The 25,740-nt window shown below is 70.6% G+C and carries 18 protein-coding genes; 5 read left to right on the top strand and 13 right to left on the bottom strand.

Annotation, left to right across the window (positions count from 1 at the left end; genetic code table 11):
* Positions 1-140 precede the first annotated feature (140 nt).
* The 4 genes from OG352_RS31890 to OG352_RS31875 form a co-directional block, all read right to left on the bottom strand.
* Positions 141-2,264 (bottom strand): ABC transporter ATP-binding protein, encoded by a 2,124-nt coding sequence (locus OG352_RS31890; protein ID WP_329221686.1) that lies wholly within the window; start codon positions 2,262-2,264, stop codon positions 141-143.
* Positions 2,265-2,381: 117 nt separating this feature from the next.
* Positions 2,382-3,140 (bottom strand): NUDIX hydrolase, encoded by a 759-nt coding sequence (locus OG352_RS31885; RefSeq protein ID WP_093779279.1) that lies wholly within the window; start codon positions 3,138-3,140, stop codon positions 2,382-2,384.
* Between the two features lie 130 nt (positions 3,141-3,270).
* The gene (locus OG352_RS31880) at positions 3,271-5,190 is read right to left on the bottom strand and encodes a glycogen debranching N-terminal domain-containing protein (protein WP_329221682.1); all 1,920 of its coding nucleotides are present in this window, start codon (positions 5,188-5,190) and stop codon (positions 3,271-3,273) included.
* Between the two features lie 704 nt (positions 5,191-5,894).
* Complete coding sequence (locus OG352_RS31875) at positions 5,895-7,481, bottom strand: DUF4192 domain-containing protein (protein ID WP_329221681.1); 1,587 nt, start codon at positions 7,479-7,481, stop codon at positions 5,895-5,897.
* Between the two features lie 385 nt (positions 7,482-7,866).
* Here OG352_RS31875 and OG352_RS31870 point away from each other — a divergent pair, with 385 nt between their 5' ends.
* Positions 7,867-10,032 carry a RecQ family ATP-dependent DNA helicase gene (locus OG352_RS31870; protein WP_329221680.1) on the top strand — a complete coding sequence of 722 codons (2,166 nt, stop codon included), beginning with the start codon at positions 7,867-7,869 and terminating at the stop codon, positions 10,030-10,032.
* Positions 10,033-10,328: 296 nt separating this feature from the next.
* The gene (locus OG352_RS31865; RefSeq protein WP_329221679.1) at positions 10,329-10,949 is read left to right on the top strand and encodes a hypothetical protein; all 621 of its coding nucleotides are present in this window, start codon (positions 10,329-10,331) and stop codon (positions 10,947-10,949) included.
* Between the two features lie 278 nt (positions 10,950-11,227).
* Here the strand turns inward: OG352_RS31865 and OG352_RS31860 are convergent, their stop codons facing one another.
* The 3 genes from OG352_RS31860 to OG352_RS31850 all read right to left on the bottom strand — a co-directional run bounded on the left by OG352_RS31860 (position 11,228) and on the right by OG352_RS31850 (position 13,353).
* Complete coding sequence (locus OG352_RS31860; RefSeq protein ID WP_329221678.1) at positions 11,228-11,866, bottom strand: hypothetical protein; 639 nt, start codon at positions 11,864-11,866, stop codon at positions 11,228-11,230.
* 68 nt (positions 11,867-11,934) lie between these two features.
* Complete coding sequence (locus OG352_RS31855) at positions 11,935-12,636, bottom strand: ribonuclease HII (RefSeq protein ID WP_329221677.1); 702 nt, start codon at positions 12,634-12,636, stop codon at positions 11,935-11,937.
* A gap of 93 nt (positions 12,637-12,729) precedes the next feature.
* Positions 12,730-13,353, bottom strand: coding sequence for a TetR/AcrR family transcriptional regulator (locus OG352_RS31850; RefSeq protein ID WP_329221675.1), 624 nt, complete (start codon positions 13,351-13,353; stop codon positions 12,730-12,732).
* A 187-nt stretch (positions 13,354-13,540) separates the two neighbouring features.
* On the opposite strand from OG352_RS31850, the gene OG352_RS31845 reads away from it, so the two are divergent.
* Positions 13,541-15,088: an MFS transporter gene (locus OG352_RS31845; RefSeq protein WP_329221673.1), complete on the top strand. Its 1,548-nt coding sequence runs from the start codon at positions 13,541-13,543 to the stop codon at positions 15,086-15,088.
* Between the two features lie 317 nt (positions 15,089-15,405).
* On the opposite strand, the gene OG352_RS31840 is transcribed toward OG352_RS31845, so the two are convergent.
* From OG352_RS31840 to OG352_RS31830, 3 genes are all read right to left on the bottom strand, one after another.
* A complete protein-coding gene (locus OG352_RS31840; RefSeq protein ID WP_329221671.1) occupies positions 15,406-16,311 on the bottom strand; it encodes an ADP-ribosylglycohydrolase family protein in 906 nt (301 codons plus the stop codon).
* 12 nt (positions 16,312-16,323) lie between these two features.
* Entirely contained in the window at positions 16,324-16,983 is a 660-nt protein-coding gene (locus OG352_RS31835; RefSeq protein WP_329221669.1) for a histidine phosphatase family protein, read from the bottom strand.
* A 143-nt stretch (positions 16,984-17,126) separates the two neighbouring features.
* The gene (locus tag OG352_RS31830; RefSeq protein ID WP_329221667.1) at positions 17,127-17,732 is read right to left on the bottom strand and encodes a YdbC family protein; all 606 of its coding nucleotides are present in this window, start codon (positions 17,730-17,732) and stop codon (positions 17,127-17,129) included.
* 77 nt (positions 17,733-17,809) lie between these two features.
* Here OG352_RS31830 and OG352_RS31825 point away from each other — a divergent pair, with 77 nt between their 5' ends.
* Positions 17,810-18,421 (top strand): TerD family protein, encoded by a 612-nt coding sequence (locus tag OG352_RS31825; protein ID WP_329221666.1) that lies wholly within the window; start codon positions 17,810-17,812, stop codon positions 18,419-18,421.
* A gap of 106 nt (positions 18,422-18,527) precedes the next feature.
* Here OG352_RS31825 and OG352_RS31820 read toward each other — a convergent pair whose 3' ends face one another.
* Both OG352_RS31820 and nrdR read right to left on the bottom strand, forming a co-directional pair.
* The gene (locus OG352_RS31820; protein ID WP_329221664.1) at positions 18,528-21,428 is read right to left on the bottom strand and encodes a vitamin B12-dependent ribonucleotide reductase; all 2,901 of its coding nucleotides are present in this window, start codon (positions 21,426-21,428) and stop codon (positions 18,528-18,530) included.
* 166 nt (positions 21,429-21,594) lie between these two features.
* On the bottom strand, positions 21,595-22,164 hold the full coding sequence (gene nrdR / locus OG352_RS31815) for a transcriptional regulator NrdR (protein WP_329221663.1): 570 nt from the start codon (positions 22,162-22,164) through the stop codon (positions 21,595-21,597).
* A gap of 580 nt (positions 22,165-22,744) precedes the next feature.
* On the opposite strand from nrdR, the gene lexA reads away from it, so the two are divergent.
* Positions 22,745-23,524 (top strand): transcriptional repressor LexA, encoded by a 780-nt coding sequence (gene lexA / locus OG352_RS31810; protein ID WP_329221662.1) that lies wholly within the window; start codon positions 22,745-22,747, stop codon positions 23,522-23,524.
* 179 nt (positions 23,525-23,703) lie between these two features.
* Here lexA and OG352_RS31805 read toward each other — a convergent pair whose 3' ends face one another.
* Positions 23,704-25,680 carry an ATP-dependent DNA helicase gene (locus OG352_RS31805; RefSeq protein ID WP_329221661.1) on the bottom strand — a complete coding sequence of 659 codons (1,977 nt, stop codon included), beginning with the start codon at positions 25,678-25,680 and terminating at the stop codon, positions 23,704-23,706.
* Positions 25,681-25,740 lie beyond the last annotated feature (60 nt).

The following is a 25,740-nucleotide window of genomic DNA, read 5'->3' as shown; positions in this document are numbered from 1 at the left end:
CCAACTCCCTTGAGGTCTTTGGTGAAAAGCACACGAAAGGGTGATCGCTCACCCCGTCGCAATTGACGCCTTATCGGAAAGAAATGGGCTTTCTACGGGGAGTTGTGCACACGCCCGGACCGGATGGGCCCGGACGGTCGTCATCGGACCCTGCTCCGCAGGGTCGTGAGCAGATACGCGCACAGCAAGGCCGTCAGGGACAACGTCAGTGCTCCACCGACGGGTTGGGCGATGACGCGTGCCGCGGCGGACAGATAGCGCTCTCCCCCGAAGGGCCACTGCACCAAAAACGTCTCGCGCAACCGCATCGAGAGCCCGGCCGCCGTCCGCACGGACGCGCTCTCCACGGCCTTCTGTACGACGGGTACGACGACGACGGGGACGGCGACCACCGCGGCCAGGCCGGCCGTGGTGGACCGGAAGACGCCGGCAGCCAGCACACCGGCCCAGGAGCAGCCGACCACGAGTCCGAGCCAACTCGCGCTCAGCGGAAGCCACTCCGCGGGAACTTGCGCGAGCTCCCGTCCGTAGACGAGATAGAGCGCTTCGGCATCGCAGCCCACCGTGAGGAAGGCCAGCATCAGAGCGGTGAATGCGGCGACGAGGAGCTTGGCGGTGAGTACGCCCAGTCTGCGGGGCACGGTGCCGCGGTCCGCCGCCAGAGCGGGGTGGCGGAACTCGTCCCCGAAGGCCAGCGCACCGAGCAGTCCCGCGCCGAGCGCGGCGGGCGGCAACGGCAACGGCACGGGCCAGGCGGTCAGCAGCCGCGCCTGCGAGGTGTGGCCCACGCGGGCCAGGAGTACGGCGGTGAGGGCGGAGACGAGCAGCACGGCGGCACTGGTGAGGAATCCGGTGCTGATCCCCGTGGCGCGACGGAGTTCGTAGCGGAGGGGCCGCAGGGGGCTGGGGGCGGAGCGGACGGAGATGGGGGGTGGCAGGGCGGGCAAGGTGTCGAAGTTGCGGGAGGTGGAGGTGCGCAGGGGGTGTCGGGTGGAGGGCACGGCGGCCGGCTCAGTACTGGGCTGCCGTTCGTCCACGGCGGCGGTATCGGTCGCGGTCGTGCCAGGGCCGGCCGAGGCCGTGCTGTCGACAGCCGTTGCGGCGACACCGGACCTGGAGTCGTCGTCGGAACCCCGGATGTCATCGGCAGGAGGTGCGTCGGTCGGCCGGCACGGCGCGGGAAACGGCTGCGGCTCATCCTCAGGCGTGCGCGGGCCGACAGCGGCGATGGCCTCCTGGGAGCCGTTCCCCGTACGTGCGTCCCCGGGGACCTCCAGGCGTTCCGCGCCCGGCGCTGTGGCTCCGACGGTGGCCGGCTCGCAGTCCGAGGGGGACGGCCCTGTGTCGGCGTCCGTCCGATGCGGGGCCAGTGGCAGTGCTCCTGCTCCCGGCCCCATGTCTCCCGTCTCGTCGGCGAGTTGGTGGACGAGGATGCCGTGCCGGAACGCCGTCTCGCCGACGTGGGCGCAGCTACTGCCGTACACCGAGAGCCGGTTGCCGTCCTCCTGCGCGACTTCGACGGAGCGTCGCGCGGCCCGGGCCTCCTTGGTGAGCAGGGCGGCCAGACGGACGGCGTGCGGGCTGCGGACGGCCACCCGGGGGCGCAGCCGGGTGTGGGCGAAGTCGGCGGCCTCCTGATCGGCGACGAGTCTGCCCTGGTCCAGGGTGACGACCCGGTCGGCGGTGCGGGCGGCCTCCTTGGGGTCGGCCGTGGTCATCAGGACCGTGCCTCCCTGGTCCGCGTGCGCGCGCAGCATGCCGTGCAGCCAACGGTTCTCGCGCCCGGAGAGACCATCGGCCGGATCGTCGAGGACGAGGGTGTGCGGGTCCGCGAGGAGGGCGCAGGCCAGGCCGAGCCGCCGGTCCATGCCGCGGGAGAGGGTGCTGAGACGTTCGTCGCGCAGGCTGACCAGGCCGACCACCTCGAGCACCTCGTCGGCCCGCCGGACCGGGACGCCGACGGCCGCACACAGCATGCGCAGGTGGCCGCGGACCGTGCGGGCCGGATGCCCGGGCACCTCGCCCAGGAGGACGCCGACCTCGCGGGAGGGGTGGGCGATGCGGTGCAGGGGGCGGCCTCTGAAGTGGGCGAGGCCGCGGCCCTGTTGGAGTTCGAGCATGAGTCTCAGCGCCGTGGTCTTGCCCGCGCCCGGCGCTCCGAGCAGTACGGTGACGCGGCCCGCGCGTGCCTCGAAGGAGACATCGTCGACGGCGGGCGGAAGCGCCTTGCGGGAGTTGCTGGTCAGTCCGAAGGCCTGGATCACCCGTAGCAAGATAGCGCGTTATGTCCGTTTTACCCGGGTGCCGCACGGTCGGCTGCGCAGGCGTGGTCGACCTGTTCGGGATCCCGCCCGTGCGTCAGCGGTCGTGGTGGGCCGGTGTCACACCTCGGGACGCAGCATCGGCGGATTGAGCAAGGTCGCGCCGCCCGCGCGGAAGAGCTGGGCAGGCCGGCCGCCCTGCCGGGTGGTGGTGCCGCCGGTGGGCACCAGGAAGCCGGGCGTGCCTGTCACCTTGCGGTGGAAGTTGCGCGGGTCGAGCGCCACGCCCCACACCGCCTCGTAGACCCGGCGCAGTTCGCCGACCGTGAACTCGGTGGGGCAGAACGCGGTCGCCAGGGACGAGTACTCGATCTTGGAGCGGGCGCGTTCCACCCCGTCCGCGAGGATCTGGGCGTGGTCGAAGGCCAGCGGTGCGACCGGCTCCCCGTCCCGGCCGTAACCGCCGTGCTGCAGCAGTTCCTCGACGGGCGCCCAGCGCGCGTTGCTGGCGTCGCCGCCCGCTCGCGGGGCCGGCAGGTCGGGAGCGAGTGCCAGATGCGCGACGCTCACGACACGCATCCGCGGATCACGCTTGGGATCGCCGTACGTGGCGAGCTGTTCCAGGTGGGCGCCGTTGTCCTGGGCCGGGACCGAAGGGTCGTGGGCGTGCAGCCCGGTCTCCTCGGCCAGCTCACGCGCCGCCGCCTGGGTGAGATCCTCGTCGGCCCGCACGAAGCCGCCCGGAAGCGCCCACCGCCCCTGGAACGGCGCCTCACCCCTGCGCACCGCCAGCGCGCACAGGGCGTGGCGGCGCACGGTCAGCACGACCAGATCCACGGTGACGGCGAAGGGCGGAAAGGCTGACGGGTCGTAGGGCATGCGGCGATCATAGTCGTCTTCCTGACGATAAACACTCCCTTCATCAACCGCTTCGATGGCTGATCCACTTCGGTTGCGCACGGCTGTCATCGGTCGCCCAGGCGTCCGTCCGACTCGGCGTCGTACGAGGTCAGACTCCCAATTGCAGCCCGTCGGCCGCCTCCTCCACCATGGCGAGTCCGAGGCGGCTGACCCGTACGGAGAAGGGGGCGCCCGCGACCCGCAGCCCGGTCAGGCCGATCTCGCCCAGAGGCGCGCTCTGCAGAGGACGCAGCGTGACGGTTCCGGCCGGGGCGTCGGGACGGATGCCGACCAGGGTGATCAGCAGCAGGATTCCGGCCGCGGCCGCGGTGGCGGCGGGACGGCAGGCGGCCGGATGGGGAAGCGGAGCGCTCCCGTCACCGCGCTGCTCCCCCGCGTACATCTCGGGGAGGCGATGGCCGAAGGCCTCGGCCGCCGCCAGTACGCCTCGCAGCAGCGCGGCGCCCTCCTTCTCGTAGCCCGCGGCGGCCAGGCCCGCGACGGCGATCGCCGTTTCGTGGACCCGTACGGATCCGCTGCGGTGACCGAAGGGGTTGTAGCCGGGCTCCTTCGCGCCGAGGCCCCGAAGTCCCCAGCCCGAGTCCATGACGGGGCTGCCGAGCAGCCGGGCGAGTTGTTCGGTCTGCACCTTGTCCAGCAGTCCGGGGGCGTGGGCGCCGCCGCCCAGCAGCCCGGTGTCGACGAGGTGGACGGTCGTCGCGCCGAGGTGGGGCAGCGGCCGCCCGTCCGGCGTACGGGCTGCCACGGGTCGGCCGCCTCCCCGGTCGTCGATCCAGAAGTCCCGTCGGAACGCGGCACGCATGCTCTGCGCCCACTCCCGCAGTCCGCCGGCGCCCTGTCTGGCGCAGGCGTCGAGCAGGTCGGCGCCGAGCAGTGCCGCGCGATGGGCGTGGGCCTGTGTCTCGCAGCGGACGGGCCCGCCGGGCTGGGGGTCACTGAGGTAGGGACCCTCGCCGACTGTGGCGCGCAGCCAGGTGAGGCAGCGTTCGGCCGCCGGCAGCAGTTCCTCCGTCTCCTGGTCGGGCAGGCCCCATCGGCGGGCCTCCGCGAGGAGTACCGGGAAGAGCAGCGTGGCCTCCGTGCCCGTACACCCCGGCAGCAGGTGCGCGCCCGCGTCTCGCCGGGGGCCGGGGATCATGCCGGACCGCGGTCCCCGGCCGGTGACCTGGGTGCGGGCCAGGGTGCGCAGGGTGCCCGCGGCGAGGCGGGTGCCGAGGGGCAGCGTCATACGGGCCGCGGCGAGCGCCTCGGCCGGGGCCAGCCCGCAGCGCCACGGCACCCCGGCCGCGAGGTGGATGTCCGCGGGATGTGCCGGGTCGCGCACCAGCAGGGCCTGTAGATCCTCGAGGCTCGTCGCCAGTAGCGCCCGGACGCGTGGATCGTCGCCCGTCGCGTGTGCCGGAGCCAACGGGCTTGTCGCCGCACGGCCCACGGCCCGGACCGGGCCCGCCCCGTCCAGGCGAACTCTCAGCTCCACGCAGACGCTGCCGCCGGGAGGCACGTCGAAGTTCCAGCGCAGCAGCCCGGCGGAGGCGATCGCGTCGGCTGGTGGTGGGTCGGCGGTGACGCTCGATGTCCCGGTGGCGCAGGACCAACGCAGGCCGCCGTCGTGGACGCCGGCGGGTAGTTCGGGGCCCACGGTGCCGGACGCGATCGCCCCCAGGTCGGCCAGGTCGGTGGCGAGGGCCACCTCGACCGGGAGCCGTAGCGGCCGTGTGGCGGCGCTGTGCAGGGTGATCCGCTCCGTGCCGTCGGCGGAGCGGGTCCGCTCGACGACGACGTCCGGGTCCGGGCCGCCGTGTGGAGTGACGCGCAGGGTGCCGACGAAGCGGGCCCGGTCGGCCGAGGTCATCCTTGCCTGAACCACCAACGGTTCGCGTCCCGCCACCCGCACCTGGCAACGGGAGAGGATGCGCCGACCCGACCGGTAGAACCCCTCCAGTCCCCGCCCGGTGAGCTGCCCCTGTTCCGTCGAGATGGCGAGGCCCGGCAGAGCGACGCAGATCATCGCCGTATGGGCGGGCGGCAGGCCGGTGCCGCGAGGCTGGACCGGCGCCCGGGGCGGTGGTGCGGCGCCTCTGGACGAGGGTGGGGACGGGCGACTGGGCGTACCGGCGGGCTGCGTCGGGGGCGGGGACAGGGACGGGGACGTGCCACGGATGCCCGGGCCTGCGGACATGCCGGGACCTCCCTCGGGCCAGCCGATGGGCGAGATGCGTCGGCCGGCTCCGGGAACTCCGGCCCTTTGAGGACCGGGCCCGTCCGAAAGCGGTTGGTCGGCGCCCATGCCGTGGGTCGGCCCTGGGTTGTCGTGGCGGCGGGAGCGCTCGGCGGCGGCGGAGGGCGGAGTCGGCTGATGCATGCGGTGACTTCTTCTGCTCTCTGTGCGCCTCGGACATGTTCGAGGCCGGGTGGAAGGCTCCGACAGGGCGGGTGCGCTGCGGCGGTACGACCGTGCAGGTGTTCCGCCACTCAGGTGAACGGGACGGGACTCCCCCGGGTCACGCCCCTGGAACTCGGGCCCCACCGAATGGCTGCGGGAACGGCAGGACCCAGACATGCCGGCCCGGCTTCGGGGGCCTGCCCGGCCGTCCTCGCCGGCCGGGCAGGGCAGGGCGTTCGCCTGGTTGCGGTCGGCGCCGGGCGCCCACGCCCGGCACGCTCCCCTTCGCCACGACCGTCGTGCACCAGGAGGCACAGGAGGCAAGGGCGTCACGCCTGCCCCGTGGGGTCGTCGCCGTCGGACTGCGCGCCTTCCGCACAGTTGCCGCGACGCCGCGTGGAGGCCTTGCCTACGGAGCGGGGGCGGGATACCCCACGGCTCGGCGCTACGGGACGCGTGGTGTGCGTCCTGGGGGTGCGAGAGCGAAGGGCATTCTTTCCCGATGCTCGGCGTTCCGGTTCCTGTCCTTCTTCTCCTTCTTCTGCGCATGCGGCTGGGCCGTGCGGGCCTGAGTCCGAGGTACGTTCCGTCACCTCACCGGGGCGGTTCGCGTCTTTGGCTTCGCTGGCGCTTGCGGGGGCCTTCGTCCCGCCCCTGTCCTCCGCACCTTCCGCCGCACCTTCCGCATCTTCTTCACCCTCCGCTTCTTTACCCTCCGCGCCCTTGGAGCCCTCGGCCGGCGCCGGCCTGCCCGGACTCTGCGCTGCTGTGCGCCGGCCGCGTCCCTCGCGCTCGGTACGCAGGCAGCGTCGTACGGACTCGGGGTCGAGGCCCTCGTTGCAAGCCTGGTGGAGGAGGCGGGCGAAGAGATATCCGGGGTCCGCGCCCAGGGCCATGGCAAGGGCCTCCCTCGCCTCGAGTTCGTCGCCGCTGGACCAGGCGACCCAGCCGGCGAGGGTGAGGAGCGCCGCCGCGTGTTCGCTGTAGGGCCCGACGCAGCGGCGTGCCAGTGCCCGCCACAGACGCAGGGCGGGAGCGGCCTCGTCGCCCTCCATCCACTCCGCCGCCCGGTCGCGTGTCACCCGGTCCTGAAGGCCGAGGATCAGAGCCGCGGCCTCGTCGAATCCGAGCAGTTCGTCGTCTCGGTGGTCCGCCAGGAGGACACCGGCTACGACGGGCGCCTCGGCGAAGCGTCGCATGACCCGTCCGGCCAGTTCCAGCGTCTCCTGGGCCACCGCCGAGCGGCTCGCCTCGTCGAGGATCCTCGGGACGAGCGCCATACCGGCGGTGTCCAGGGCGATTTCCTGCTCCACTGCGGCGCCGGTCTCCAGAGGCAGCAGCCGGGCCCGCAGTTCGCGCAGGGTCCCTCGGACCTGGATCCCCGCGTAGGTCGCGGCCGCCGCCAGCACGGAGGTGCCGGGCAGGCCCATCGGGACGCCCTCGACAGGGCAGCAGCCCTTGCCTCCGCAGCAGTACGACCAGAAACGGCCGTCGGAGATACAGAGCGCCTCGATCACAGGGATGTCGAGGTTGCCGCATTCGAGACGGAGTTGGTGGGCCAGTGACTGGAGCCGTTCCATGACCTGACGGCCCGTCTCGCCCTTCGCCGGATCCTGGCAGAGGTAGGCGACCATCTGCGCCGGACGGTCGCCCCGGCGTTCGCTGCCCTTCACGAGGCCCTGCGCCAGCTGCCGGGCGACGGCTCCCCAGTCGTCCGGGTTCGCGGGAAGGCCGAGCCGGGCCCGGCCGCCGAAGCGGCCCCGTCCGCCCAGGTCGTGCAGGGCGACCAGGACGATGCTGTCCTCCGGCCGGTACCCCAGCAAGTAGGGCAACGCGTCGGCCAGTTCACCCGGGGTACGCAGGGTCACCTGGTGCGCGGCGGGGCTTGCGCCGTACTCGGCGTTCCCGTCGTACATCGTGTGACTGACGTACGCCGTGTGCCCGCTGGTCGTCGGCTGTCCCTCGCGCGGGGAGTCTCCGGTCCTTCCGTCCTGCCTGTCCCATCCATCCCGCGCGTCACGTCCATCCCGCCCGTCATGCACATCCCGCCCACCAAGTCCGTCACATCCGTCGTATCCGTCGCGCCCGGTGATGTCGCTGTTTTCGGGGGATCCAGTGGTTTCGCTGTGATTCGTCATGCGCAGACGATCTCGCGGATCTTGAGATTCCGCTTTGGCCTGTGGATAAGTCCAATCAGGGACACGTCATTCGGGCGGCTCGGCGGGCCCGCGGTACTAGCGAGCGCCCTGCTCCCACCCCGGCCGCGACCGGATTGTCAGTGGCGTCCTGTTGTATGGGGGCATGGAGCACACGAGCAACACGGATCTCCGGGCCGACGCCGACGCCGTCCTCGCCCGCCTCGTCGGCGGTGCCTCAGGCGCGGCCCGGCTGCGCGAGGATCAGTGGCGGGCGATCGAGGCGCTGGTCGCCGACCGGCGCCGGGCTCTGGTGGTCCAGCGGACGGGATGGGGCAAGTCCGCGGTGTACTTCGTGGCGACCTCCCTGCTCCGAGCCCGTGGTTCCGGCCCCACGGTGATCGTCTCTCCGCTGCTCGCCCTGATGCGCAACCAGGTCGAGGCCGCGGCCCGGGCCGGTATCCACGCCCGGACCATCAACTCCTCGAACAGCGAGGAGTGGGAGACCGTGCAGGGCGAGATCGCGGCGGGCGAGGTCGACGTCCTGCTGGTCAGTCCCGAGCGGCTCAACAACCCGGACTTCCGCGACCAGGTACTGCCCGAGCTGTCCGCGGCGACCGGGCTGCTCGTGGTCGACGAGGCCCACTGCATCTCCGACTGGGGCCACGACTTCCGGCCGGACTACCGTCGGCTGCGGACCATGCTCGCGGATCTCCCGCCCGGCGTACCGGTGCTCGCGACGACCGCGACCGCCAACGCGCGCGTGACCGCCGACGTCGCCGAACAGCTCGGCACCGGCGGCACGTCGGACGCCCTGGTGCTGCGCGGCCCGCTGGACCGCGAGAGTCTCAGTCTGAACGTGCTGCGGCTGCCCGATGCCGCGCACCGGATGGCCTGGCTCGCCGACCACCTCGACCAACTGCCCGGCTCCGGAATCATCTACACGCTCACTGTGGCCGCCGCCGAGGAGGTCACCGCGTTCCTGCGGCAGCGCGGGTACGTCGTCGCCTCGTACACGGGTCGTACGGAGAACGCCGACCGACAGCAGGCCGAAGAGGATCTGCAGGCCAACAAGGTCAAGGCACTGGTCGCCACCTCCGCGCTCGGTATGGGCTTCGACAAGCCCGACCTCGGTTTCGTCGTACACCTCGGCTCGCCTTCCTCCCCCATCGCGTACTACCAGCAGGTGGGCCGCGCCGGACGCGGTGTCGAGCACGCGGAGGTGCTCCTGCTGCCCGGGAAGGAGGACGAGGCGATCTGGGAGTACTTCGCGTCGCTCGCCTTCCCGTCGGAGGACCTGGTGCGCCGGACGCTGGACGTCCTCGCGCGCGCGGAGCGGGCCGTGTCGCTGCCCGCCCTGGAGCCCCTGGTGGAGCTGCGCCGCTCCCGCCTGGAGAGCATGCTCAAGGTCCTCGACGTGGACGGGGCGGTGAAACGGGTCAAGGGCGGCTGGCTCGCGACCGGGGAGCCGTGGACGTACGAGACCGAGCGGTACGAGTGGGTCGCGCGGCAGCGCAAGGCCGAACAGGAGGCGATGCGGCAGTACGCGTCGACGACGGCCTGCCGGATGGAGTTCCTCCAGCGCCAGCTCGACGACGAGGGCGCTAAGCCCTGCGGACGCTGCGACAACTGCGCGGGGGCGCGCTATGCGGCCGAGACGTCCACGGCCGCGCTGGACGCCGCACGGGTGGATCTGGGCCGCGCGGGCCTCGAGGTGGAGCCCCGCCGGATGTGGCCGACCGGCCTGCCGGCGATCGGAATGGAGCTCAAGGGGCGCATTCCGGCCGGTGAACAGGCGGCGGCCGGGCGGGCGTTGGGACGTCTCTCGGACATCGGCTGGGGCAACCGGCTCCGCCCGATGTTCACCGCCCAGGCTTCCGACGGGCAGATTCCGGACGACGTGGCGAAGGCCGTGGTGGGTGTGCTGGCCGACTGGGCGAAGGGTCCCGGCGGTTGGGCCTCCGTAGCGGCGGACGCCACGCCGCGCCCGGTCGGCGTGGTCACCGTCGCCTCACGCACGCGACCGCGGCTGATCCACTCACTGGGCGCGCGCATCGCGGAGGTCGGCCGACTGCCGCTCCTGGGCTCCCTGGAGTACGCCGCCGACGCCTCACCGGTCTCTCGGAGCAACAGCGCCCAACGCCTCAAAGCACTGCACGGGCTGCTGGAGGTACCGCCCGCGCTCGCTGCCGCGCTGGCCGAGGCACAGGGCCCCGTTCTGCTAGTGGACGACTACACGGAGACCGGTTGGACCCTCGCGGTCGCGGCCCGGATGCTCCGCCGCGCGGGCGCACAGGGGGTGTTGCCTCTGGTTCTGGCCGTTCAGGGCTGACGACGGAAGCGCTCCTGCGGCGACGTGCCGTCGAACCCCCTGCCTCATGGGTACTGACGGGGCGTGAACTGTGGGATCAGGCGTCCTCCCGCGAATCACTGGGTAGGGATATATGACACTCACCGCCATATAACGGTCGGTGGCCCCAATTGCTCGTTGCCGCATCCAAGTTCGACAGGAAGAATTGAGGTCCGCTCCCCGCACGGCTCGTCCGTAGTCCGGTAGGGCTCTGCTGCGGTGTGCGCTCCCCCGAATCCGACCCGCCCGCAGTGTGGGCCGTAGCCGAAGGGAGGATCGTGACCTTCGGATTCGCTCCGTCCTCGGCGGCATCGCTGTCGACGTCCACGTCCGCCACCTCCGCCAACCGCCTGCTCGAGCCTGCCGAATGGGCCGCGGCCGGCATACCCCTGCTGCGCAACCCTCGGGAAGTCGTCAGCGGGCTGCACTCACGGCACCGGCCACGGCCGGCCACCGCGATCGTGGCCGTGCTCGACCCGGACGAGCGGGTGCGGGCCAGCGCCTCGTTCACCCGGCGCCAGGCATCGACCGACGGCTGGGTGTTCCGCAACGCCCTGCTCGCCCAACTGCGCCACGTCATCCCGCACGACCTGCGGCGCCGCACGCCCGTGCGCACCGCCGTGCTGCTCTACTGCCGTGAGGGCGACGCCCGCTGGACGGAGGAGGACGGGGCGTGGATGTGGGGCCTGCGTGACGCCTGCACGCTGCACGGGTTGCGCTGCGGGGCATACATCACGCTGACCCGGGACGGCTGGCAGGTCCTCGGCGAGGGGCGTGGAGGCCGTCGGCCCAACGCGGACTCCGCTCCGGAGCCGTTCGGCCTGTCCGAGGCCCCGCCCCCGCTGCCACGGACCGGCGGCGTCGCCTCGGATGTGCTGCGCCGCGCGGCCGCCCGCTGACAGCGACCAGTTGGCCGAGCGAGGCGCCCGCTGAAGGCGACCGATTGGCCGAACCACACGCGAGGATGGGTACGTCACGGTTGGCGACGGGCGGTGCGGGCGCCGTAGCACTGTCCCGGTAGCCGCCGAGGGCGCGTGCGTGCCACCCGGGGCGAGCCGCGCCGGACGGTACCCGTGCGGCCGCCCCAAGGCGCTCAAGACCCCACGGCACACCACAGAGGCGCCGCACACAGCGACGCCTCCGTGGCCCCGGAGCCTGCCGGCCTACCGGAACCTGCTCAGACGCCCGCGCCCAGCACCGCGTTGATCTGCTGCGCGTCACCACAGACGATCAGCAGGGCAGCGGCCCGAGCACGGGCAAGCGGCAGAGCGGTGGCGGCCACGGTGTCGGGACCGCCGTTGACGGCGACCACGACGACGGGACGCACGCCAACCCGTGCCACCTCGGCGGCATCGGCGTAGAAGACGTCGTCTCCCGCGTCGTGCTGCGCCCAGTAGGGCGCCTCGCCGAAGGACAGTTCGTGGGCGGCCCAGGGGTGCTGTTCGCCGGTGGTGATCACCAGCACGTCCCCCGGGGCGCGGCCCGAGTCCAGGAGGAGGTCCACGGCCTCCTCGGCGGCGTCCAGCGCGCCCTCGGCCGAGGCCGGGACCAACTGGACCTGGGGAGTCACCGAAGCGGGCGAGGCGACGGCAGGAGCGGCCGGGGCCGAGGGCCCGGGCTTGGCGGCCACGTCACGCGGCGCGCGTTGCACCGGTGGGGTGGGCCGGAGGGGTCCGGGACGACCGGGACGCGACGGAGCCGCGGGACGGGGTCCGGGTACAGGTCGAGGGGTCGGTGCGGTGCGGCCGCTGGCCGGAGTCGCGCGGGGACCCTGGGCACTCTCGTGAATCTGAGGCTCCTCGGGAATGAGAGGCATGAGCTGTTATTTATCAAACGTTGGTGCGGCACGCGCCAGCGGGTGGCACATCGGTGCGGCCGGATTCGTCAGAAGTCGAAGCCGAGCTGGCCTTCGATCTCCGGAGCGCTTCCGTTCGCCCAGCTGCGGGCCTTCTTGAGGTGCCGCCACTGGGGCAGCGCATCAAGATACGCCCACGACAACCGGTGGTACGGGGTGGGGCCCCGCTCCTCCAGTGCGGCCTTGTGGACGGGCGCCGGATACCCGGCATTGTCCGCAAAGCCGAAGTCTGCATGGTCGATACCCAGTTCGGCCATCATTCTGTCTCGCTGGACCTTGGCGATGACCGAGGCCGCCGCGACCGCCACGCACGACTGGTCGCCCTTGATCACCGTGCGGACCTGCCACGGGGCACCGAGGTAGTCGTGCTTCCCGTCGAGGATCACCGCGTCGGGACGGATCGGGAGAGCCTCCAGGGCCCGCACGGCGGCGAGGCGCAGCGCGGCGGTCATCCCCAGATCGTCGATCTCCTCCGGGGAGGCGTGCCCCAGGGCGTACGACGTCACCCACTTCAGCAGTTCCTCGGCGAGCGCGGTGCGGCGCTTGACGGTGAGCAGCTTGGAGTCCGTGAGGCCTACGGGCGGTCGGCGGAGTCCGGTGACCGCCGCGCAGACGGTGACGGGGCCGGCCCACGCACCGCGGCCCACCTCGTCGACACCGGCGATGACCTTCGCTCCGGTCGTGGCGCGGAGGGAGCGCTCGACAGTGTGTGTGGGTGGTTCGTACGGCATGGCGCCCTTAGATTACGCCGCCGGGATCCCCTCGCGACACCCCGGTCGGAAGTGGCCTGTCCTGGGCCGATGACAACGGCGTCGCAAGCGCACTCAGGGCGCGACCGGTCGGAGCAGCGGCAGCATGAGCTGGTCGATCATCTCATCGAGATCACGATCATTCCATTCGCATGCGCACACCTTGGATCGATACATCATCATGGCCGGAATGGCGTCGAAGACGTATCCGTTGGCCGCGTCCGGCCGCACCTCACCCCTGTCGATTCCTCGACTGATGACCTCATGAAGGAGCCTGACGGTCGGCTCCACCACGCCCTCGAGGATCAGGGCCTGGAAGCGCTCCGCCCGAGCTGGATCGCATTCGTGAATCACCGAGCGCAGTGCGGAGCCGGGCCGGGAGAACATCGCGTCACGCGCCTCGCGACACAGCGCCACCAGGTCCTCGCGCACGCTCCCCAGATCGGGGGCGGCGTCCAGCCGGGGCAGCCCGGCCCGCAAGGCGTCCGCGACAAGGTCCTCCTTGGAGGGCCAGCGGCGGTAGACGGCCGCCTTGCCGGTCTGGGCGCCGGCCGCGACGCCTTCCATGGTGAGTCCGTTCCAGCCGACGGTGCCCAACTGATCCAGCGCGGCATCGAGAATCGCACGTTCGAGCACGGCGCCGCGCCGGCGGGGGGAGGTCGCCTGAGCGGGGGCGGCCGTCCAGCGCGAAGTAACCATCTGAGTGTCTCCAGCGAGCAGAGGGAGCGGGGATGACGCGGTGGGGCGAGGCAGTGTGCGACCGCGACGGGGGACACGCCGAAAGGCGACGCCGCGAGTGAACGCTTGCGTTCACTATGCAGGACTCACTACCGTTGTCGAGCCAGTGAACGCCAGCGTTCACTAACGCTCTTGTGGGGGACCCATAGTGACAACCTCTCAATTGACCCAGAATCAGAAACCGGGCGCCGCCCGCCGGGAGGGGCATCCCGGCATCGCGCTCACCGTGATCGCGGCCTGCCAACTCATGGTGGTACTCGACGCGACGATTGTGAACATCGCGCTCCCGCACATTCAAGACGCGCTCAAGTTCAGTACCACCGACCTGACCTGGGTGGTCAGCGCCTACACGCTCACCTTCGGCGGCCTGCTGCTGCTCGGCGCCCGGGCCGGTGACATCCTCGGGCGGCGTCGGGTGTTCATGGCCGGCATCCTGCTCTTCACCTTCGCCTCGCTTCTGGGCGGACTGGCCCAGGAGCCCTGGCAGTTGCTGGCCGCACGCGCGCTGCAGGGCATGGGCGGCGCCATCGCGTCGCCCACCTCGCTGGCGCTCATCACCACCACGTTCCCCGAAGGGCCGGAGCGGAACCGGGCCTTCGGCGTCTTCGCCGCCGTCTCCGCGGGCGGTGGCGCCATCGGCCTGCTCGCGGGCGGCATGCTCACCGAGTGGCTCGACTGGCGCTGGGTGCTGTTCGTCAACGTGCCCATCGGGATACTCATCGCGGCCCTCGCGCCGCTGTACATCAGCGAGTCCGAGCGGCACCCAGGCCGCTTCGACATCGCCGGCGCGCTGACCTCGACGACCGGCATGGCCTCCCTGGTCTACGCGTTCATCCGCGCCGCGGAGGAAGGCTGGCGGGACAGTCTCACCCTCGGCGCCTTCGGCGCCTCTCTGGTCCTGCTGATCGCCTTCGTGTTCACGGAGATGCGGGCCAAGGAACCGATCACGCCGCTGAAAATGTTCGCCGACCGCAACCGCTCCGGTACGTACGTGATCATGCTGAGCCTCGCCGCGGCCATGTTCGGCATGTTCTTCTACATCGTCCTGTTCGTGCAGAACGTACTCGGCTACAGCCCGATCAAGGCCGGCCTCGCCTTCCTCCCCGTCACGGTCGCCATCGCGACGGGCGCGGGCCTGTCGCAGCGCTTCCTTCCGGACCTGGGCCCCAAGCCGTTCATGCTCACGGGGTCGACGCTGGTGGTCATCGGCCTCACCTGGCAGGCCTTCATCACCCCGGACAGTTCCTACGTCGGCGGGGTGCTCGGACCGATGCTGGTCTTCGGCCTCGGCATGGGCCTGAATTTCGTGACGGTGACGGTCACCGCGGTCTCGGGTGTCGCCCCGCACGAGGCGGGCGCCGCCTCCGGCCTGCTCAACGCCACGCAGCAGGTGGGCGGTTCGCTCGGGCTGTCCATCCTGACGACCGTCTTCGGCTCGGCCAGTAAGAACGAGGCGGAGAAACAACTGCCGAAGTTCCTCGCCGACGGTTCCGCGGAACAGAAGGCCGAGTTCACCAGGACGCACCAACTGCCCGCCCCTTGGGGGCACGACGTACTCGCCCACGGCATCTCGACGGCCTTTGTCCCGGCCGCCGCGATCGCCGCGATCGCCCTCCTGACAGCCTGGCTCGTGATCCGCGTCCGCAAGAGCGACCTGGAGGCGCTGTCCGGCACGACAGCTTCCACGGTCGGTTGACGGAACGGCCCCATGGGCCGACCTCGGAGCGTCGCCGCCTGGCACGGCGCAGGCGCGTCCGCCGCTCCCCGGTCGGCCCACCCGGGCCCTGCCCGCCCGACCGCTCGGAACCAGCAGCATGATCACGAACAAGACGAACCACATGCTCACCCCGTACACCCCCTACATCGCTCTCGCGCTCACCCACCCGCCCACCTGCACGCACACGTCGCACAGCGGATGTCGGAACAACGCACGAGCAGTCACGCAGAGTTCCCATCGGGCACCGAGAGTTGCCACACCCGTGTGGCGCCTCAAAAAACGCCACACCTCACGCCTCACACGGACGCGGGCACCCACCCCGGCAGCGCCTCCACCTGCCGCGCCCACGCCGCTGGAGGCGTCCCGGCCTTGCCGGACGCCAGCACGCCGCCCACGATGGCGCAGGTGGTGTCCACGTCCCCACCGACCTGCGCGGTCGTCCAGAACGCCGCCTCGTAGTCACCAAGGGCGCGAGCCGCCGACCAGACCGCGAAGGGGACGGTGTCATGGGCCGACGTACGCCTCCCGCAGCCCAGCACGGCGGCGACGGTGGCCGCGTCGGCGTAGTCGAGCATGTCCCTGGCGCGCCGCAGGCCGGCGCCGACGGCGCTCTTCGGGACGAGTGCGATGACGCCGTCCAGAAGCGCCTCGGCGCTCGGCGGGCCTTCGGGGGCACCGGCGAGCGCGGCGGCCGCAGCGACGGCCATGGCCCCGACCACGGCCTCCCGGTGCTGGTGCGTGGGGTAGGCGGAGATCTCCGCCTGGTGGGTCGCCTGCTCGGGGTCGTCCGCGTACCAGGCGCCCAACGGGGCGATCCGCATCGCGGCGCCGTTGCCCCAGGACCCCTGCCCGTTGAACAGGGCGGCCGACAGTTCGCGCCAGTCGGCGCCCTCCCTGACCAGCCTCAGCAGCCGGTTGACCGCCGGACCGTACCCGCGGTCGAAGTCGTGGTGCTCTGCGAAGGCGTGGGCCAGGGCGTCCTGATCGATGCGGTGGTGGGCGGCGAGGACGGCAACAACGGAGCAGGCCATCTCGGTGTCGTCGGTCCACTGCCAAGGGCCGGGCGGCAGCTCGCGGCGCTGCAGCAGGGGATAGTTCACCGGCACGAAGAACTGGGAGCCCAGCGCGTCACCCACGGCGAGGCCGCGCAGACTGGCCAGGGCGCGCTCCAGGCGCCCGCCGGGAGAGTAGTCAATGGTCATCGTTCTGTCACTCTATCCAGTGATTCCATACGGCTCCGGATCTCGCCAGCGCTTGAAGGACCGGTCCAGGGTGTACCTGCCGTCGTCCCCGAGAACGAGCATCCGCATCTCGGCGTTCCCCGGGTTCGCGAGGGACTCGAACTCGGCGACCGTCCAGTGGAACCAGCGCATACAGAACAGCCGCATCGCCAGGCCATGGGTCACCAGGAGCACGTTCGGCGGGTGGTCGGGGGCCTCGAAGCTGCGGAACAGGCTCTCCAGGAAGCCGCCGACCCGGTCGTAGACATCGGCTCCGCTTTCGCCCTGGGCGAAGCGGTAGAAGAAGTGCCCGTAGGCGTCCCGGTATGTCTTCTGCAGCCGTACGTCGTCGCGGTCCTGCCAGTTTCCCCAGTCCTGCTCGCGCAGCCGGGGCTCCTCGCGTACCCGCATGAGTTCGGGATCGAGGTGGAAGGCGCGGAGGGTTTCATGGGTGCGCCGGTACGGGGAGACGTACACGCTGACCCGCTCGCGGCCGAACACCTCCCGCAGGGTCTTTCCCGTCTCCTCCGCCTGCCGCCAACCCTGCTCGGTCAGGGCCAGTGCGTGGTCGGGTTCACGCTCGTAGACGGTGTCATCAACATTGCCCGTTGACTCCCCGTGCCGGACAAGGACGATGCGCCGTGGTCGTGCCATGCCAAAACCCTAGATCGGATCACGGCGGATCGAGCACTCGTACGGCCTCCATACGGCGCAGGTCACACTTATCCCGCACCAGAAGGCACATAACAACACACGATCGGCGACCTCGGCGACGAGTCCGGCAGTGAGTCCGGATTTCAAACTATCCAGGTGGACTCGAGCTCGACGATGTCACCGGTGAGGGAGGAGATGTCCGCCTCCGTCTGGGCCCGCAGGGCGAGCCGCTCCACGCGCTCGGTGCGGTACTTTCCGCGCTCGGCCTCCGAGCGCCACATCGACAGCACCAGGAACTCGTGCCCGGGCGCTTCAGCGAAGAGCCCGCGGATCATGCCTGGCGAGCCGGCCATGGCGGGGTTCCACACCTTCTCCTGCATCAGGGTGAAGTGCTCGGCGCGTTCCTCGTGGACCCCGCACAGGGCCACCCGCACCAGGTCGGAGTCGGTGAAGCGGGGCTCGAAGCCCGTCTTCACGTCGAAGCGGTAGTCGAACAAGCGTACCTGGGCGTCCTTGAAGGTGCCCGACTGCGCCGCCGCCAGCCGATCGTGGGAGCGGGCCATGAAGGAGTCGTAGAAGGCACGGCTCTCCCAGAAGGCGAAGACATGCGCGACGGAGGGCCGCCCTCTGCTCCAGCCCCCGCCCTGTCCCCGAAACCCCGGCTCCCCCAGAAGCCCCGCCCACTTTCGCTGTCCTCGTTCGAAACCGCGGCGGTCCACGACGGTGCAGCGAATCCACTTGACCAGCACCGCGCCATGGTAAGGCCAGCGGGCGTGGCGTTGGTCACCCTTGGACGCGGTGCAGCGCTGCGGCGACGCACGCGCGCGTGGCAGGATGGACAACCCGCCCTGGCGGTCGGCCAGTTCGGGGCGACAGCAGACGGGGATACGGGGAGGAGAAGTCCGTGAGCGGCCTCAACAAGGGAATCCGCAAGATCGAGATGTCGCTGAAGTGGGACCCGAGTCCGGCGGGGCAGCCGCCCACCGACCTGGACATCGTGGCCGCGACGTACCTGGCGAGCGATCCGAACGGCGCCCCCGCCTATGTGGTGCACTTCGACAGTCGCTCCCCCGACGGCACGATCTATCTCAACCGGGACAGCAAGGACGGCAAGGGCTTCGGCTGGGACGAGGTCATGACGCTGGAACTCGACCGCCTGGACGCGCGGTACGCGCGCGTGGTCGTCGGCGTCGTCATCCAGCAGAACCCGGAGCACCGGACCTTCGTCAGCGTGCTCAACCCCGGCTTCCGGATACGAGAGGGCTACGGCGTCCTGGCCGAGGACGACTTCGGCGGCGTCCTCGGCGCGACCGCGGCGACGGTCGGGGAGTTCGTACGCGAGACGGCCGACGGGTGGTCGTTCCACCCCGGCGTCCAGGGCTTCGAGGACGACCCGGCGACGTTCACGAGGATCATGGGCCAGGTCCGCCAGTCCTGACGGCCGCGCACGTCAGCACTGGGGTCACAACACGCCGAGGACGGTGGAGCCGCTGTCCGGTTCCACCGCCCTCGGCGGCTGGTTCACATCCCGCGGGTGTCCGACATCAGCTGCAGCCGCTGGTCGAACCGCAGCCCTCACAGATGTAGCAGGAGCCGGCTCGCTGCATCTTCGTGCCGCACGAGAAGCACAGCGGGGCGTCGGCCTGGATGCCCATCTGCATCTCCACCAGTTCGGCGCTGGTGTGGACCTGCTTCGGGGCGGGCACGGCCGCCTCGACGTCGGCCTTGGGGGTGACGACGGCCTTCAGGTCCGTCGGGCGCGGGGCGGACTGGGCGAGGCCCTCCACGTCCATGTCCTCCTCCTCGAGGTTCGGCTCGTACGAACCGGTCTCCAGGTGGCGCTGACGCTCCTCGGCGGAGTGGATGCCGAGCGCGGAGCGCGTCTCGAAGGGCAGGAAGTCGAGCGCCAGGCGGCGGAAGATGTAGTCGACGATCGACTGCGCCATCCGCACGTCCGGGTCGTCGGTCATGCCGGCCGGCTCGAAGCGCATGTTGGTGAACTTCGAGACGTACGTCTCCAGCGGCACGCCGTACTGGAGGCCGACGGAGACCGCGATGGAGAAGGCGTCCATCATGCCGGCGAGGGTCGAGCCCTGCTTGGACATCTTCAGGAAGACCTCGCCGAGACCGTCGTCCGGGTAGGAGTTGGCGGTCATGTAGCCCTCGGCGCCGCCGACCGTGAACGAGGTCGTGATGCCGGGGCGGCCCTTGGGCAGGCGCTTGCGGACCGGGCGGTACTCGATGACCTTCTCGACCGCGGTGCGGATCGTGTCCTCGGCCTTCACGGTGATCTCGGTCTTCTCCTTCTCCTTGGTCTTCGCGGAGAGGGGCTGGCCGACCTTGCAGTTGTCGCGGTAGATCGCGAGCGCCTTGACGCCGAGCTTCCAGGCCTCGTAGTAGATCTCCTCGATCTCCTCGACGGTCGCAGTCTCCGGCATGTTGACCGTCTTGGAGATGGCGCCGGAGATCCACGGCTGGATCGCGGCCATCATGCGGACGTGGCCCATCGGGGAAATGGCGCGCTCGCCCATGGCGCAGTCGAACACCTCGTAGTGCTCGGGCTTGAGGCCGGGGGCGTCGATCACGTTGCCGTTGTCGGCGATGTGGGCGACGATCGCCTCGATCTGCTCCTCCTGGTAACCCAGGCGGCGCAGGGCCTGCGGGACGGTGCCGTTGACGATCTGCATCGAGCCGCCGCCGACCAGCTTCTTGAACTTGACCAGGGCGAGGTCGGGCTCGACGCCGGTGGTGTCGCAGGACATCGCCAGACCGATGGTGCCGGTCGGGGCGAGCACGGACGCCTGGGAGTTGCGGAAGCCGTTCCTCTCACCGACCCGCAGCACGTCCTGCCAGGCCTCGGTGGCGGCGGCCCAGACCGGGGAGTCCAGGTCGTCCACGCGGACGGCCGTGCCGTTGGCGTCGGAGTGCTGCTTCATGACGCGGTTGTGGGCGTCGGCGTTGCGGGCGTAGCCGTCGTACGGGCCGACGACCGAGGCCAGTTCGGCGGAGCGGCGGTAGGCGGTGCCCGTCATCAGGGAGGTGATGGCGCCGGCCAGGGAGCGGCCGCCGTCGGAGTCGTAGGCGTGGCCGGTGGCCATCAGCAGGGCGCCGAGGTTGGCGTAGCCGATGCCGAGCTGGCGGAACGCGCGCGTGTTCTCGCCGATCTTCTGGGTCGGGAAGTCGGCGAAGCAGATGGAGATGTCCATCGCGGTGATGACGAGCTCGACGACCTTCTGGAAGCGGTCGGCCTCGAAGGACTGGGTGCCCTTGCTGTCGTCCTTGAGGAACTTCATCAGGTTCAGCGAGGCGAGGTTGCAGGACGTGTTGTCCAGGTGCATGTACTCGCTGCACGGGTTCGACGCGGTGATCCGGCCGGACTCGGGGCAGGTGTGCCAGCGGTTGATCACACCGTCGTACTGAATGCCCGGGTCGGCGCAGGCCCACGCGGCCTCGGCCATCTTGCGGAACAGCTTCTTGGCGTCGACCTTCTCGATGACCTCGCCGGTCATCCGGGCGCGCAGGCCGAACTCGGTGCCGTTCTCGACGGCCGTCATGAACTCGTCGTTCACGCGGACGGAGTTGTTCGCGTTCTGGTACTGGACGGACGTGATGTCGTCGCCGCCCAGGTCCATGTCGAAGCCCGCGTCGCGCAGCGCGCGGATCTTCTCCTCCTCCTTCACCTTGGTCTCGATGAAGTCCTCGACGTCCGGGTGGTCCACGTCCAGGACGACCATCTTGGCGGCGCGACGGGTGGCGCCACCGGACTTGATGGTGCCGGCGGAGGCGTCGGCGCCACGCATGAAGGAGACGGGGCCGGAGGCGTTGCCGCCGGAGGAGAGGAGCTCCTTGGAGGAGCGGATGCGGGAGAGGTTCAGGCCGGCGCCGGAGCCGCCCTTGAAGATCATGCCCTCTTCCTTGTACCAGTCGAGGATCGACTCCATGGAGTCGTCGACGGCCAGGATGAAGCAGGCGGAGACCTGCTGGGGCTGCGGGGTGCCGACGTTGAACCAGACGGGGCTGTTGAAGCTGAAGATCTGGTGCAGGAGGGCGTACGCCAGCTCGTGCTCGAAGATCTCGGCGTCGGCGGGCGAGGCGAAGTACTTGTGGTCCTCGCCGGCCTTCGTGTACGTCTTCACGATGCGGTCGATCAGCTGCTTGAGGCCGGTCTCGCGCTGCGGGGTGCCGACGGCACCCCGGAAGTACTTGCTGGTGACGATGTTGACCGCGTTCACCGACCAGAAGTCGGGGAACTCGACGCCACGCTGCTCGAAGTTGATCGAGCCGTCGCGCCAGTTGGTCATGACGACGTCACGGCGCTCCCAGACCACCTCGTCGTACGGGTGCACGCCCGGGGTGGTGTGGATGCGCTCGATACGCAGGCCCTTGGTGGTCTTGGTGCCCTTGGCTCGGGAACCTCGTGCCGGACCGCTCGCCGTCTCTGTCATGCCGCCTCCCTGGTACGGGCAAAACGCCCAGAAATGCCACGTTGTTCCCGTGACACGGTGTTCTGTCTTGCTACTGCGGGCGTCCACGCGCTACCGCCCACAGCAGGTCTTCGTCCGCCGCCGCCCGGCCGTTCCCCGAACCTGAGGTCCGGGTTCGGCCCGTCGGTCAGTCGGCGGCGTGGGCGGGCTCGGGGACCTGTACGGTCCCTCCGCGCCCGCCGTCGTCTTTCCGGCTCCCCACGACATCCCCTGCGTCGTCCTCGCGGTCGTCGTCGTCCGCGGCGGGGTGTCCCGTCTGGCCCCTGAGTTCCACGATGGCGGCCTCGAAGTCCTCGAGCGAGTCGAACGCCCGGTAGACGGAGGCGAACCGCAGATAGGCGACGAGGTCGAGCTCCTGCAACGGACCGAGTATGGCCAGCCCCACGTCGTGGGTGGTCAACTCGGCGCTTCCGGTGGCCCGCACCGCCTCCTCGACCCGCTGGCCGAGCTGAGCGAGCGCGTCCTCGGTGACCGGCCGCCCCTGGCATGCCTTGCGCACGCCGTTGATGACCTTGGTACGGCTGAAGGGCTCCGTGACTCCGGACCGCTTCACCACCATGAGCGAGCACGTCTCCACGGTCGTGAAACGACGGGAGCAGTCAGGGCACTGGCGGCGCCTGCGGATCGACGTGCCGTCATCCGTCGTACGGCTGTCGACGACACGGCTGTCGGGGTGCCTGCAGAAGGGGCAGTGCATGAACTCCAACCCTCCTCACAGCAGACTCATTGGCCTCGCCGGACCTCATGGGCCCCTCGAAGCAGCCCCAAGCATAGGGGATCCGCGAGCACCCGAAGACACCGGGGACCACAACTTCTGGGCTGCTGATGCAATCCAACCACTACATGTGGGGCTTGGCCCATACATCCAGGCCGTATCGCGTGTCGCACCGACCGCGCTCACCGCACGCGATCCCGCCGTCACGCCGAGCACCCGAAATCCACCCGCGCACGCGCGCGTACAGCCGTATCGCCCCGGCACTTACGGCGATACCGTGGGCGCCGCGGGGAGGAGAAGTGGGACTCTCGCACAGAGTGGGGCCGGTCCCCGGCCGACGGGAGGCCGGATGGCAGACTGGGCCACGCCTCACCAGGTCATCGGCCTCGGCGGTGAAGGGTACAACGATCAGCCCTTTATCCACCCGGGACCGCGTTAGCCATACACCCAGACACATGATCAAGTCAGGCTATCCACGCTTTTTCACTCGAACGTGTGTTTGGCGCAACCTTTCGAAAGCAACTACCGTTGTCCAGCAGGGAGACAACCGAGAGGGGCCGACGTGACCACCACCGCAGACAGTGCCACCATCACTGCCCAGGACCGCTCCCAGGGCCGACTCGAGCCGGTGCATGCGATGAACGAAGCCATGAATCCCGAGGTGCACAAGCGCTCGCTGCCGGGCCGACCTCCAGGCATCCGCGCGGACAGCTCGGGACTCACGGACCGGCAGCGCCGAGTGATCGAAGTCATCAGGGACTCCGTGCAACGGCGCGGTTATCCGCCGTCGATGCGGGAGATCGGTCAGGCGGTCGGCCTGTCCAGCACCTCTTCGGTCGCACACCAGTTGATGGCGCTGGAACGCAAGGGCTTCCTGCGCCGCGACCCGCACCGCCCGCGCGCGTACGAGGTGCGCGGCTCCGACCAGGCCTCCTCCGTGCAGGCCACGGACACCGCCGGCAAGCCCGCCGCTTCGTACGTTCCGCTGGTCGGCCGGATTGCCGCCGGTGGCCCGATCCTCGCCGAGGAGTCCGTCGAGGACGTCTTCCCGCTCCCGCGGCAACTGGTCGGCGACGGTGAGCTGTTCGTGCTGAAGGTCGTCGGCGACTCGATGATCGAGGCCGCGATCTGCGACGGCGACTGGGTCACCGTCCGCCGCCAGCCCGTCGCCGAGAACGGCGACATCGTGGCCGCGATGCTCGACGGCGAGGCCACCGTCAAGCGCTTCAAGCGCGAGGACGGCCATGTGTGGCTGCTCCCGCACAACGCGGCGTACGAGCCGATTCCCGGCGACGACGCGACCATCCTCGGCAAGGTGGTGGCCGTACTCCGCCGCGTCTGAACACGGCGGCGGGCGGGCTTCCCCCGTCCACCCCCCTGTGACTGGGCCCCGGGATCCCTGCGCCGGTTCCGGGGCCCTGTGTTGTACCCAAGGTGTGCAGTGAAGGCGGGGGCCGTCCCGGTTCGTTCAGGGACGGCCCCCGCCTTCGCTGCACCCGCGCTTTCACTACGTTCCTGCTGTCACTCTGCTTCTGCCTGCTTGGCCACCGCGTCGATCGCCGCGAGCGACCTGCGGACCTGGTTGCGGTCCGTGGTGTACCAGAAGTCCGGCAGGGACGCCTTCAGGTAGCTCCCGTAACGGGCCGTCGCCAGCCGCTGGTCCAGTACGGCGACCACGCCGCGGTCCCCCGACGCCCTTACGAGACGCCCCGCGCCCTGTGCCATGAGGAGCGCCGCGTGTGTGGCGGCGACGGCCATGAAGCCGTTGCCGCCGGCGTCCTCCACCGCCTTCTGGCGGGCGCTCATCAGGGGGTCGTCCGGGCGCGGGAACGGGATCTTGTCCATGACGACCAGTTGGCAACTGGCACCGGGGACGTCGACCCCCTGCCAGAGCGACAGCGTGCCGAACAGGCACGTCTTCGGGTCCGCCGAGAAGTTCTTGATCAGCTCGCCGAGGGTCTCCTCGCCCTGGAGGAGGATCGGGAACTGGGGGATGCGGGTTCGCAGTTCCTCGGCGGCGAGCTGTGCCGCCCGCATGGAGGAGAAGAGGCCGAGGGTGCGTCCGCCGGCCGACTGGATCAGTTCGGTCAGTTCGTCCAGCATGTCGCCGCGGTCGCCGTCCCGCGCGGGGCGTGACAAGTGTTTGGCGACGTACAGGATGCCCTGTTTGGGGTAGTCGAAGGGCGAGCCGACGTCGAGGCCCTTCCACTGCGGGACGTCCTCGCCCTGCGTGCCCTCCGGGGCGAGGCCCATCGAGGCGCCCACGCCGTTGAAGTCCCCGCCCAGCTTCAGGGTGGCCGAGGCCAGGGTCACGGAGCGGTCCGCGAAGAGCTTCTCCCGCAACAGGCCCGACACGGACATGGGGGCGACGCGCAGGGAGGCGCCGAAGCGGTCGTGCCGCTCGTACCAGACGACGTCCCACTCGGAGCCGTTCGTGATCCGCTCCGCCACGTCGTGCACGGTCTCCACGGAGGCGAGGGCCTGCTTGCGGACCGCGTCCTCGTCCTGGACGGACTTGTCGCGGGTCGCGCCGATGCCGGAGATGACCGTCCGGGCGGCGTCGCGCAGGGCCATGAGGGCGTAGCCGAGGTCCTCGGGGATCTCCTCCAGGCGGCCGGGCAGGGCCAGCTCCATGAGCCGCTCGAAGCCCTCGGCGGCGGTCTGCAACTGGTCCGCCGCCTTTTCGTTGACCAGCTTCGCCGACCGGCGCACGGCCCTGTTGACCTGACCGGGAGTGAGCTCGCCGGTGGCGACACCGGTGACCCGCGAGACCAGCTCGTGCGCCTCGTCGACGATCAGCACCTCGTGCTGCGGGAGGACCGGGGCGCCCTCGATGGCGTCGATGGCGAGCAGGGCGTGGTTGGTGACGACGACCTCGGCCAGTTTGGCGCGCTCACGAGCCATCTCCGCGAAGCACTCCGCCCCGTAGGCGCACTTGGTGGCGCCCAGACACTCCCGGGAGGACACCGACACCTGGGCCCAGGCCCGGTCGGACACGCCGGGCGTGAGGTCGTCGCGGTCACCGGACTCGGTCTCGTCCGACCAGTCCCGCAGCCGCAGCAGGTCCTGGCCGAGCTTGCTGGTGGGTGCGGCCGCCTCGAACTGGTCGAAGAGGCCCTCCTCCTCGTCCTGCGGGACGCCCTCGTGCAGGCGGTGCAGGCACAGGTAGTTCGACCTGCCCTTGAGCATCGCGAACTCCGGGCGCCGGCGCAGCAGCGGATGCAGCGCGTCGACAGTACGCGGCAGGTCGCGCTCCACGAGCTGGCGTTGCAGGGCCAGCGTGGCGGTCGCCACCACGACGCGTTCGCCGTGCGCGAGCGCGGGCACGAGGTAGCCGAGCGACTTACCGGTGCCGGTGCCGGCCTGGACCAGCAGGTGGGAGCCTTCGTCGATCGCCTCGGCGACGGCTTCGGCCATGGTCACCTGGCCGGGGCGCTCCGTGCCGCCGACGGCGGTGACGGCAGCGTGCAGGAGTTCAGGGAGTGAGGGCTTCGTCATAGCGCGACCACCCTACGGCGCGGCACTGACAAACGGGTGGTCGAGGCGGACGGGAGAGAA

Origin of the sequence: Streptomyces sp. NBC_01485 (assembly GCF_036227125.1) — a bacterium.
Taxonomy (GTDB): Bacteria; Actinomycetota; Actinomycetes; order Streptomycetales; family Streptomycetaceae; genus Streptomyces.
The sequence above is the reverse complement of the archived record's forward strand: the minus strand, read 5'-3'. Positions and strand labels throughout refer to the sequence as shown.